The 11,362-nt window shown below is 62.4% G+C and carries 9 protein-coding genes; 3 read left to right on the top strand and 6 right to left on the bottom strand.

The annotated features are described in order from the left end of the window. From NDI87_RS13625 to NDI87_RS13610, 4 genes are all read right to left on the bottom strand, one after another. On the bottom strand, positions 1–1,434 hold a 1,434-nt coding region (locus NDI87_RS13625), incomplete at its 3' end, for a YjbH domain-containing protein (protein WP_296275904.1). Further along, on the bottom strand, positions 1,431–2,123 hold the full coding sequence (locus NDI87_RS13620; RefSeq protein ID WP_296275903.1) for a YjbF family lipoprotein: 693 nt from the start codon (positions 2,121–2,123) through the stop codon (positions 1,431–1,433). The genes NDI87_RS13625 and NDI87_RS13620, both read right to left, overlap by 4 nt. Before the next feature lie 429 nt (positions 2,124–2,552). Beyond that, positions 2,553–4,772 (bottom strand): bifunctional (p)ppGpp synthetase/guanosine-3',5'-bis(diphosphate) 3'-pyrophosphohydrolase, encoded by a 2,220-nt coding sequence (locus NDI87_RS13615; protein WP_296275902.1) that lies wholly within the window; start codon positions 4,770–4,772, stop codon positions 2,553–2,555. Between the two features lie 183 nt (positions 4,773–4,955). Further along, positions 4,956–5,867, bottom strand: a complete 912-nt coding sequence (locus tag NDI87_RS13610) for an alpha/beta hydrolase (protein ID WP_296275901.1) — start codon at positions 5,865–5,867, stop codon at positions 4,956–4,958. A gap of 127 nt (positions 5,868–5,994) precedes the next feature. Here NDI87_RS13610 and NDI87_RS13605 point away from each other — a divergent pair, with 127 nt between their 5' ends. After that, complete coding sequence (locus NDI87_RS13605; RefSeq protein WP_296275900.1) at positions 5,995–6,765, top strand: 3-hydroxybutyrate dehydrogenase; 771 nt, start codon at positions 5,995–5,997, stop codon at positions 6,763–6,765. A 273-nt stretch (positions 6,766–7,038) separates the two neighbouring features. On the opposite strand, the gene NDI87_RS13600 is transcribed toward NDI87_RS13605, so the two are convergent. After that, positions 7,039–7,749 carry an SIMPL domain-containing protein gene (locus NDI87_RS13600; protein WP_296275899.1) on the bottom strand — a complete coding sequence of 237 codons (711 nt, stop codon included), beginning with the start codon at positions 7,747–7,749 and terminating at the stop codon, positions 7,039–7,041. 134 nt (positions 7,750–7,883) lie between these two features. On the opposite strand from NDI87_RS13600, the gene ompR reads away from it, so the two are divergent. After that, the gene (gene ompR / locus NDI87_RS13595) at positions 7,884–8,612 is read left to right on the top strand and encodes a two-component system response regulator OmpR (protein WP_296275898.1); all 729 of its coding nucleotides are present in this window, start codon (positions 7,884–7,886) and stop codon (positions 8,610–8,612) included. Further along, the gene (locus tag NDI87_RS13590) at positions 8,602–9,936 is read left to right on the top strand and encodes an ATP-binding protein (RefSeq protein WP_296275896.1); all 1,335 of its coding nucleotides are present in this window, start codon (positions 8,602–8,604) and stop codon (positions 9,934–9,936) included. Before ompR ends, NDI87_RS13590 begins: the two co-directional genes overlap by 11 nt. Before the next feature lie 270 nt (positions 9,937–10,206). On the opposite strand, the gene NDI87_RS13585 is transcribed toward NDI87_RS13590, so the two are convergent. Further along, on the bottom strand, positions 10,207–11,362 hold a 1,156-nt coding region (locus NDI87_RS13585), incomplete at its 5' end, for a DUF3362 domain-containing protein (protein ID WP_296275895.1).

Raw genomic sequence — 11,362 nt, 5'->3', positions numbered from 1 at the left:
GCTGCGCGTGGGCTGGTTATTGTCTTGCGGCTCGTGCTGGTAGTTGTTGCCATCAAGCTCGACCTTGAGCGTCCAGGGGCTGGTGGGCGACTGCCATTGCAGGCCGCCAAACAAGGCGCTCGGACCGTGGAACCAGGCTTGCGTGGCGGTTGTGCCGCTCTGCCCCACCTGCGCGGTGGGCCGGGTGTCAAACCTGGAGCTAAGCTGTGAAAAAGGGTTTTTGATGTTGCCACGGCTGCCCAGGTAGCCCCAGCCCAGGCCCAGGCTGGCGTCCCAGTTGCCCCAGCGTTTGCTGGCCACCAGGTATTCGCCCGAAAACAGGCCGGTGCCGCCCAAGTCGCGCAGCCCCAGCGCCAGTTGCGGCATCCAGTGTGATTCTTCTGCCAGGCGCAGCTTGAGGTCGATCGACTTGTCTTTGTAAGACTGGTCGTCGGCAATGCTCGGGCCATACAGGCGGTTGGACACGTCGGTGTAGCGGAATCCGGCCTCCAGCCAGTCCAGCGGTTGCAGCATGATGGTGCCGCGTGTGTAAGGAGCCACCCGGTTAAAGGTAAAGCGGGCGTCGCCGGCCGGGGCCATGCGCGCGGTGGGCGTTTGCAACAGGCCGATTTCGCCCCAGTCGCTGGCGGTGGGTTCAGGGGCCCGGGCATTGGCCTGATAGCCGCCTGAGCCAGGCACCACCTGCACATGCAAATCTGCTTGCGTTGTAGCGCCTGGCGCCTGCGTGGCCAGAAAACGCGCCAGGTTGTCAGACACGCTGTTCGCCATTTTGAGGTCACGCGCCGGTGCCCACAGCGCGGCGCCCGGACCGGGTTCGTCTTGCAGGGTGAGGTTCCAGGGGGCCACGCCATAACGCTGGGTGCTGCCGTCGCTTTGCACGATCCAGCTCCAGTCGCGGGCACTGGCGCCGTCTGCGCCCAGGCAAGCACGCAAATAGTCTTGAATCAGCGCGCCCGAGACATGCGTTGCCACGCAGGGCTGGGCCGACCCGGACCAAACCGTGACCGTGCCGGGTCGGGGGTAAAGCGTTACGCCGTGCCGCTCTTGCAGCACCGGGTCTTGCTCGGGGTTGCCTTGCAGCCAGCGCGCATCGGCCACCGACACATTGACCCGGCCGGTGACAGGCATGGCCTGCAGCCAGGCCAGCAGTTCGGCACGCCCTGCCTCCGGCAGATGCACGAGGCTGGCGGATTGAAACCCGTTGATGATGGCTTGTTTGAGCCGGGCTTGCGCCGCACGCTCGGCTTCAACCGTCCAGTGCAGGGCGGTGGTGTCGGCGTGCGGGCCGGCGTTGCGCAACAGCCAGTCGCTGAGCCGCTCGCCTGCCACCACGGGCGCCTGAATGGGGGCTGCAAGCGCCTGGCTCCAGGCCACTACCGGACAGGCAAAGCAAAGCGCCACCGCGCGTGCCATCAAATTACGGCGCAATTTCAAGGTCGATCTTTCTCAAGCGGCCAGCGCTGCAGGGTTAGGCACACACTGACAGACAAACATTGGCGCGAATAGACAATGGTGTTTTGCCCGCCATGGCTGCCCAGTGCAAACCAGGCATCAGGCCGGGTCGGGCCGTTGGCGTCCGAGTAGCGCTCAAGAAACCAGGCCGCACCGGCAAAGTTTTCTGCGGGTAAATCAAGCGGTGGTTTTGGCAGGGGTGTCAAAAAAACCTGCTCCACCAGACCCAGCCGGTAGCCGGGGTGTTCGTCACGCACGCTGGTAAAACGAACCCCTTCTGGCGGCACAGACGACCATGCCGGCGGCAGCTGCGGGTAGTGCACCCGACGCCAGTCCACGGGCAGGCCCGTGGCACCAACCAGCCGGCCATTTTGCAAGCGCAAAACCTCACCCTTGGCCGAATACCAGACCTCTACCTTGCCCTGTGGATGGGCGTCGATATAGCCCAACACCAGCAGCGCGGGCCTGGCATCGGCCAGCGTAACGTGCAGGTAGCGGTAATTGGGGTTGAGTTTGGCATCAAGCGCCGGAGGTGTCTGAAAAGGCAGATTGCCAAAAAAGACCGTAGAAGTGACCTCTGACACCAAGGACTTGGAGGCACACGCACCCAGCCCCAACAACGCCAAAACTGACGCCAGCAGCCTGCATTTGATGCAAAAAACGAATTTCAAAAAATGAAACTGTCAAAAGAAAAGCGCCCTAAGGCGCTGTTCTTGAAAGGCAACAAATTAGTTTGTGCCAGTTGTGCCGGTTGTGCCGGTAGTGCTGTCGTCATTGGCCAATGCGATCACGCCAGCAATTACCACAGCACCGACGACCAAAGCGGTGGGCGTAATGCCACCCGTAGCACCCGCTGTAGCGGGTCTAGCGCCTGCAGCGTCCGAACCACCACCACCAGCAGGAAGACCGCTGCTCGAAGCCGGAGCAGTTTGAGCCAACACAGACTGGGATGCAATCATCAAGACAGAAGCCAGTAATGCAGAAGTAATAGTAGATTTCATGGACACCCTTTCAAAATTATTAATCAACCCGAGCACTGAATTTAACACACAGTGGCTTATAAGCAATCAATTTTTAATATTTGACGTATTTTCTGTAGCTTACCGGCGCCGGGCCGAGCGCACGCCGGGTAGCTCGGCGACCAGGCCCAGCACCTTGTGCAGGCGGCCGGAGTCGGCGACTTCCACCGTAAACGTCATCCAGGCTGTGCCCTTGATGGACTGGGTTTGCACGCCGATGACGTTCATTTTTTCCTTGGTGAAGACCTCGGAAATGTCGCGCAGCAGGCCCTGGCGGTCTTGCGCCTGCACCGCCACGTCAACCGGGAACACCGAGCCGCCGACGGCCTGGTTCAGGCCCCATTCGACGTCGATCAACCGCTCACCGTTTTTGGCGACCATTTCCTTCAGGTTGGGGCAGTCGGTGCGGTGCACGCTGACGCCCTTGCCACGGGTGACAAAGCCGCAGATGGCGTCGGGCGGCGCCGGTTTGCAGCATTTGGCCATTTGGGTCATGAGCGAGTCCACGCCCACCACCAGCAGGCCGCCTTTGCTGGGGTTGCTGTCGCTGCGGGGCTTGCGGATGAGCGGCGCCTCCAGGTCGTGCTGGCTGGGCTCGTCCGGGCGCAGCAGCTGCTCGATGGTGCGCAATGAAAATTCTTCCTTGCCGACCACTTCAAACAGCGCGTCGGCCGAGGTAAAGCCGAGCTGGGAGGCCAGGTCGTCGAGCTTGAGGGCGGTCTTGCCCTCGCGCTGGAGCAGTTTCTCGACGGCTTCACGGCCTTTGGCGGTGGTCTCAGTCAGGGCCAGCGCGTTAAACCAGGCCCGCACCTTGGTGCGCGCGCGGTGGCTGACCAGGTAGCCCTGCTCGGGGTTGAGCCAGTCGCGCGAGGGGCCGCCCTCTTTCACCGTGATGACTTCGACCGTCTGGCCGTTTTTGAGCGGTGTGTTGAGCGGCACCATGGCGCCGTCAACGCGCGCACCCCGGCAGCGGTGGCCCAGGCTGGTGTGCACGCTGTAGGCGAAGTCAACCGCCGTGGCGCCCTGCGGCAGCTCGACGATGGCGGCCTCGGGCGTGAGCACGTAGATGAGGTCGTCAAAAGCGCCTTGCGTCTGGATGCCCGAGAGGTCGCGCTCCCATTCCAGCAGTTGGCGCAGCACGGCGATCTTGGCGTCGTAGGCGCCGCTGGCCGAGACACCCGCGTAGCCCTTGGCGCCGGCTTCCTTGTAGGCCCAATGGGCGGCGACGCCGTTTTCGGCATGGTCGTGCATGGCCTGGGTGCGGATCTGGATCTCGCTGACCTGGCCTTCGCTGTCGCGCACCACGGTGTGCAGCGACTGGTAGCCGTTGACCTTGGGCTTGGCGATGTAGTCGTCGAATTCTTCGGCAATGGGCGTGAAATGGCTGTGCACCCAGCTCAGGGCGGCGTAGCACTCGGGCACGCTGGCGACCACAATGCGCAGCGCGCGCACGTCGTACACATGTGCAAAGTCGAGCCCCTTGCCGCGCATTTTTTTAATAATGCTGTAGATGTGCTTGGGCCGGCCCGAGACCGTGGCGCTGATGCCGTTGGCGACCAGGTCAGACTCCAGCCGGGCGCGCATGCGCTCGACATAGGCTTCGCGTTCGGTGCGTTTTTCATCGAGCCAGCAGGCCACCTGGCGGTAGGTGTCGGGCTCCTGGAAGCGAAACGCCAGGTCTTCCATTTCCCACTTGATTTCCCAGATGCCCAGGCGGTTGGCCAGCGGCGCAAAGACCTGCAGGGCCTCGGCCGCGATGCCTTCGGGCACCGGCAATTTGGTGGCGGCATAAAAGCGCAGGGTTTGCAGGCGCGAGGCCAGGCGCAGCATGACCACGCGCAGGTCGCGCGAAAACGCCAGCAGCATCTTGCGCACGTTTTCGGTCTGCATGACAGCGGGCTGCAGGCCGGTGGCATGGCCGCGTGCGCGCACCAGGCGGGCCTGGCGCTGGACCCGCACCAGCTTGGTGGTTTCCATGGCCAGGGCGGCAAAATTGTCGCCAAAGGCCTTGGCGATCACTTCCTGCGGCCGGTTCAGATGGTCGCAGGTGTACACCAGGTAACTGGCGGCCTGCATGGCCTCGGAGCCGCCAATGCTGCGCAAAATGGCGGCCACGGCGTCGGCGTGGGCCAGGATGTTTTCACCGGTGTCGAGCAGTTCGGTGGCCAGCAGCGGCTCGGCAAAAGCGCGCGCGCGCGCCAACGCATGGGCCTGCTCCGGCAAGCTGTCGGCAGTGGCGGCCACCACCGGCAAGACCGGTTTGCTGGTGGGATCAGGGTGAGCTGTTACTTGGCTTTTCATCGAAATATTTGGCGTTAATCGTCATGGATTGCCACGTCGCTTCGCTCCTCGCAATGACGGATCTGGTTGTCATTGCGAGCGCAGCGCGGCCGGTATCGTCATTGCGAGCGCAGCGCGGCAATCCATGACCCCGGACTCCGTGGATTGCCACGTCGCTGCGCTCCTCGCAATGACGGCTACTGTTCATGGCTGGTCCAGTAAAAAAGAAACCACGGCCTTGACCTGGTCGTCGGCAACAAAGGTGGGCGCATGGCCGACTCCGGCAAATTCGAGCAGTCGGGCCCTGGGGCCGCGCTGGGTCATGGCCTGCGCGGTCTGGGGCGTCAGCAGGTCGGACTCGGCACCGCGAACCAGCAGCGTCCGGGCGGTGATGTGGTCATAGGCTTGCCACAACAAGGCCTCGCCCTGGGCCGCGGATTCGGGTGTGACGGCCTTGAAGGGCTCGGCCAGGGCCGGGTCGTAGTGCAAGGTGAGGCGGCCGCTGCCGTCGCCGAGCGGTTTGAGCATGGGCCTGCTCAGCGCCAGCCACTGGGCCGGCGTGTGCGGGCCAAAGGTGCTGGAAACGCTCCACATGGCGTCGGCGGCTTGCTGCTCGGTGGCAAAGGCGCCCGTGTTGCCCAGGTACTGGCCGATGCGCTGCAAGGCCTGCCACGCGATGGCCGGGCCGACGTCGTTGAGCACCAGGCGGCGCACTTTGGCAAAGGCCGGGGCATTGGGCAAGCCCGCCACCGCCATGCCGATCAGGCCGCCCATGCTGGTGCCGAGCCAGTCGAGCGTGGTGGGTTGCAATTGCTGCAGCAGCGCCAGCATGTCGGCCGCATAAAAAGGAATCTGGTAGCCGCTGGCGTCCTTGAGCCAGTCGCTTTGGCCGCGCCCCGCCACGTCCGGGCACACCACACGCAGGCTGCGGCCGGTGCTGGCGGCGTGCGCGCACAGGGCGCGTGCCAGCACGTCGAAGTCACGCCCCTGGCGTGTCAGGCCATGCACGCACAGCACCACATGGCCGCTGTCGGGCTGGCCCCACTGCCAGTAAGCCATGCGGTGGCCGCCCTGGGCATCGGGGCAGGTGACAAATTCGAGGGTGGGTTGCGGCATGGCGAAGTCTGCAATCTAAAAGGAGTAAAAGGAGGCTGGATAATGACCGTGTAGCATCCTAATTCAAACTCGGTGCCATCACGTCCGGTGCGGCACTATTCAACTATTTATTTCGGAGAAATACACCATGCTCAAAGGTAAAACAGCGCTTGTCACCGGCTCCACCAGCGGCATCGGTCTGGGCATTGCCAAGGCACTGGCGGCCCAGGGTGCCAACATCGTCATGAACGGTTTTGGTGATGTCGATGGCCCCAGGGCAGAGATTGCCGCGCTGGGCGTGCAGGTGGCCTACCACGGCGCCGACATGAGCAAGCCCGATGAAATTGCCGCCATGATGACCTATGCCGCCGGGCAGTTTGGCCGGGTCGACATTCTGGTGAACAACGCCGGTATCCAGCATGTGGCGCGGGTCGAAAACTTCCCGCCCGAGCGCTGGGACGCCATCATCGCCATCAACATGAGCAGCGCGTTTCATGCCACGCGGCTGGCCTTGCCGGCCATGCAGGCGGCGGGCTGGGGCCGCATCATCAACGTGGCGTCGGTGCACGGCTTGGTGGCCTCGGCCGAAAAATCGGCCTATGTCGCGGCCAAGCACGGCGTGGTCGGCCTGACCAAGGTGACGGCCCTGGAAAACGCCACCAGCGGCGTCACCTGCAACGCGATTTGCCCGGGCTGGGTGCTGACATCGATGGTGCAAAAGCAGTTGGATGCCAAGGTCGCGGCGCAAGGCATTTCCAATGACGAGGCCAGAAATCAGCTGTTGAGAGAAAAAGAGCCCTCACTGCAATTCACCACCCCCGAAGAACTGGGCGCGCTGGCAGTGTTCTTCTGCTCCCCCGCCGGCAACAACGTGCGCGGCGTAGCCTGGAACATGGACGGCGGCTGGGCTGCGCAGTAAACCAGGGCCATGGATTGCCGCGCTGCGCTCGCAATGACAACCAGATTCGTCATTGCAAGGAGCGTCAGCGACGTGGCAATCCAAGAAGTCCGGAAGTCCTGGATTGCCGCGCTGCGCTCGCAATGACAGCCAGATCCGTCATTGCGAGGAGCGTCAGCGACGTGGCAATCCAAGAAGTCCGGAAGTCCTGGATTGCCACGCTGCGCTCGCAATGACAACCAGATTCGTCATTGCGAGGCGCGTCAGCGACGTGGCAATCCAAGAAGTCCGGGCTTATTTCAACTGCACCGAGCCCGACACGTTGACGCTGACCTGGCTTAAACCGGCTTCTAGCGGCACCGGTGCGGCCTCGTCGGCCACCGACCTGACGCTGGCCGCCATCATGTAAGGCCGCACCGGGCCCGGCTGGTTGGCGTTGACCTGGATCTCGCCCAGCGTGTAGCCGCCAAAGCCGAAGCTTTTGGCAATCTCCGAGGCGCTTTTCTGGAATTGCGCGATGGCCTGGCTTTGGGCTTGCGCCTGTGCCTCCTGGCTCTGCTGTGCACTTAGGCCAAAGACGACGCTGGCCACGCTCAGGGTCTGCAATTGCGCCGCGGTCTGGCTGATGCGGACAAAGTCACGGCCCTGCAGCACCAGTTCGGCCGTGCCCTGCCAGCCGACCAGCTTGCCATTTCGGTCATGCCGCGGCGACAGGCCGAAACGCCCGGTGCTGACGCTCATCAAGGGGCTTTGGGCCTGGCGCCTGGCCAAACCCAGCGCGGCATCGAGTGCTGACTTGAGCTGGTTTTGCACCTCTGGCGCGTTGCTGCCTTCGCGCTGTGTGCTCAGGGTGAGCGTGAGTTCGTCCTGCGGCACCTGAACCGTGGCACTGGCCGACAGGCTGACGCGCTGCGTCGGCAGGGCTGGGGCCTGGTTTTGTGAAAACACGGCTTGGGATGCGGCGAGCATGACGCCTGCGGCCAGCCATTGGGTATGAATTTTCATTTTTTACTCCTGGTGAATGGGTGCCCATGACAGGCAAAAATTTGTAACAGCATGTCAACACGTGGAAAAAAATCATAAAACATGCCTCCAAACACGCAAAATCGCGTTTGTTACAAATTGCCCTGGAACGAAGTATGTCCCCAAATGCTGACCGTGTTGACAAAATTCTGGTGGTTGACGATGACGCCCGCATTCGCGACCTGTTGCGCCGCTACCTGACGCAAGAAGGTTTTGAGGTGCTGCAGGCCGAAGACGGCAAGGCACTGACGCGGGTGCTTTTGCGCGAGCCGGTCGATCTGATCGTGCTCGACCTGATGATGCCCGGCGAGGATGGTTTGTCGGTGTGCCGGCGCCTGCGCGCTGCCAATGACCGCACGCCCATCATCATGCTCACCGCCAAGGGCGAGGACATTGACCGCATCGTGGGGCTTGAGGTGGGTGCCGACGACTACCTGGGCAAGCCGTTCAACCCGCGTGAACTGCTGGCCCGCATTCATGCGGTGCTGCGCCGGCGACCGCAGGTCGAAGCACCGGGCGCGCCATCGGCTGACAATGAAACGGTGATTTTTGGCCCTTTCAGTTTCGATCTGGGGGCCCGAATTTTGCACAAAGGGGAGGAGGAGATCAACCTGACCACCGGCGAATTTGCCATGCTCAAGGCGCTGGTTCGGCATCCGCGTCAACCCTTGTCGCGTGAAAAACTGGCGCAGTTGGCCCGGGGCCGCGACTTTGAACCGTTTGACCGCAGCCTGGATGTGCAGGTGTCGCGTCTGCGCAAGCTCGTTGAGGTTGATGCCACGGTGCCACGGTACATTCAGACCGTGTGGGGTGTCGGCTACGTCTTTGTACCCGATGGCAACTAAAGCCGGCTTTAGCCTGTTCTGGCGCACCTTTGTACTGCTGGTGCTGCTGCTGCTGGGCAGTGTGCTGGCCTGGACCAAAACCCTGAACGAACTTGAATCGGAACCGCGGGCCATCCAGACCGCGCGGCAAATTGCCTCGCTGGTCAACCTGAGCCGTGCCGCGGTGATGCACTCTGACAGCATCACCCAGGTGTCGCTGTTCAAAACCATGAAGGACCAGGAATCTGTGGTCATCAAGCCGCGCGAGCCCAATGATGTGGTTCAGGCCCTGAAGAATAACGAACCCAACCGCTTCATCGAAGCCGAACTGAAACAGCGGCTGGGATCGAGCACACCGGTAGCGGAACGTGTCAACGGGGTGGCGGGTTTGTGGATTGGCTTTGATATCAACAAGGACCATTTCTGGCTGCAAACGGACTTGTCCCGTTTTGACAAACCCGAAGCCAAAACCTGGCTGGTCTGGCTCTCCACCGCTGCCGTGCTGTCGCTGCTGGGCGCGGCCTGGATTGCCGGGCTCATCAACCGCCCGCTGAAAGACCTGTCGTTTGCCGCCAAACGGGTGCGCGACGGCGACTTTGAAGCCAGCAGGCTGGATGAATCGGTCACCACCAGCGAGATTCGGGCGGTCAACATCGGCTTTAACCGCATGACCCAAAAACTGGCCAAGATTGAAGAAGAGCGCGCCGTGATGCTGGCCGGTATTTCCCATGACCTGCGCACACCGCTGGCGCGGCTGCGGCTGGAAACCGAACTCAGCGTGAGTGATGGCACGGCCCGCGAGAACATGGTGAACGACATTGCACAGCTTGATGCCATCATCAACAAATTTCTGGATTACGCCCGGCCAGACCATATCAAATTCAGCCCGGTTGAACTCAACCCCCTGCTGGACCAGTGCCTGAGCAGCCTGCGCCACCGCCCTGAGCTTGAACTCGAAGTGACCCTGGAACCCAGTCTCATGGTTCAGGCCGATGCGGTGGAACTGCAGCGCGTGATCACCAACTTGATCGAGAACGCGGCGCGTTATGGCAAGTCGGTTGATACCGGCATCGCGCTGGTGGAAGTCTCAGCCCGCAGGATGGACAGCACCGTGCTGCTGCGCGTGCGCGACCATGGCCTGGGGGTGCCCGATGACCAGCTCAAACAATTGACCACACCCTTTTTTCGCGGTGAAGCGGCACGCACCGCCGCCAACGGCACCGGGCTGGGGCTGGCGATCGTGCAAAAAATTGTCTCGCGCATGGGCGGCACGCTGGAGCTCAGCAATGCCAGCAGCGGCGGCCTGTGCGCCAACATCTGCTTGCAGCGGGCGGATGTGAGCTGAAAACCCGCCAAGGCATGGATTGCCGCGCTTCGCTCGCAATGACAGCCCTAACACCGTCATTGCGAGGAGCGCAGCGACGTGGCAATCCACGGAGTCCGGAGCCCTGGATTGCCGCGCTTCGCTCGCAATGACAGTCATAACACCGTCATTGCGAGGAGCGCAGCGACGTGGCAATCCACGAAGTCCGGAGCCCTGGATTGCCGCGCTTCGCTCGCAATGACAGCCCTAACACCGTCATTGCGAGGAGCGCAGCGACGCGGCAATCCATGATCACTTCTTCACACGTGGCGGCAGGCCGGTGTGCTGGGTCAGCAGCTGGCCGGGCCGTGGGGTTTTGGCGGCCACGGTGGTGGAGTTTTTGCGCCGGGCACTGGTGTAGCTGCCGTCCGTCATGGGCTGAAACGTCGGGATCAAATGGTGTTTGCCGTTGCCGATCAGGTCGGCCCGGCCCATGGCCTTCAGCGCGTCGCGCAACAGCGGCCAGTTGTTGGGGTCGTGGTAGCGCAAAAAGGCCTTGTGCAGACGGCGGCGTCGCTCGCCGCGCACCACGTCGACGCGCTCGCCGCGGTCATCGCGGTGGATGCCCTTGAGCGGGTTCAGGTCGGTGTGGTACATGGCCGTGGCCGTGGCCATCGGGCTGGGGTAGAAGGTTTGCACCTGGTCGGCACGAAAGCCGTTTTTCTTGAGCCAGATCGCCAGGTTCATCATGTCTTCGTCGCTGGTGCCGGGGTGGGCGGCAATGAAGTACGGGATCAGGAATTGCTTTTTGCCGGACTCTGCGTTGTACTTGTCAAACAGCGTTTTGAACTTTTCGTAGGTGCCCATGCCGGGCTTCATCATCTTGGACAGCGGGCCCGGTTCGGTGTGCTCGGGTGCGATCTTGAGGTAGCCGCCGACATGGTGTTGCACCAGTTCCTTGACGTATTCGGGGCTTTGCACCGCCAGGTCGTAGCGCACACCGGAGCCGATCAAAATTTTCTTGACGCCCTTCAAGGCACGGCCGCGGCGGTAGATGTCGATGAGCGGCTGGTGGTCGGTGCCCAGGTTCTGGCAGATGCCGGGGAAGACGCAGCTGGGCTTGCGGCAGGCGGCCTCGATTTCGGGGCTTTTGCAACCCAGTCGGTACATGTTGGCGGTGGGGCCGCCAAGGTCGGAAATGGTGCCGGTGAAGCCCTTGACCTTGTCGCGAATGTCCTCGATTTCCTTGATGACCGATTCTTCGGAACGGCTCTGGATGATGCGGCCCTCGTGCTCGGTGATCGAGCAAAAGGTGCAGCCGCCAAAACAGCCGCGCATGATGTTGATGGAGAAGCGGATCATTTCCCAGGCCGGGATTTTGGTGGCATGGTCGTGGCTGCCGTTGGCGTCGGCATAACTGGGGTGCGGGCTGCGCGCATACGGCAGGCCAAAGACCTGGTCCATCTCG

It is taken from the genome of Rhodoferax sp. (assembly GCF_023701345.1).
Taxonomy (GTDB): Bacteria; Pseudomonadota; Gammaproteobacteria; order Burkholderiales; family Burkholderiaceae_C; genus Rhodoferax.
Note: the sequence above shows the minus strand (reverse complement) of the source record. Positions and strands in the feature narration are given on the sequence as shown.

Bases quoted from the DNA above. Each gene is read 5' to 3' on its own strand.
- NDI87_RS13600 (WP_296275899.1), bottom strand. From the start codon at position 7,749: ATGAAAATTCATACCCAATGGCTGGCCGCAGGCGTCATGCTCGCCGCA.
- NDI87_RS13590 (WP_296275896.1), top strand. From the start codon at position 8,602: ATGGCAACTAAAGCCGGCTTTAGCCTGTTCTGGCGCACCTTTGTACTG.
- NDI87_RS13610 (WP_296275901.1), bottom strand. From the start codon at position 5,867: ATGCCGCAACCCACCCTCGAATTTGTCACCTGCCCCGATGCCCAGGGC.
- ompR (WP_296275898.1), top strand. From the start codon at position 7,884: ATGTCCCCAAATGCTGACCGTGTTGACAAAATTCTGGTGGTTGACGAT.
- NDI87_RS13615 (WP_296275902.1), bottom strand. From the start codon at position 4,772: ATGAAAAGCCAAGTAACAGCTCACCCTGATCCCACCAGCAAACCGGTC.
- NDI87_RS13605 (WP_296275900.1), top strand. From the start codon at position 5,995: ATGCTCAAAGGTAAAACAGCGCTTGTCACCGGCTCCACCAGCGGCATC.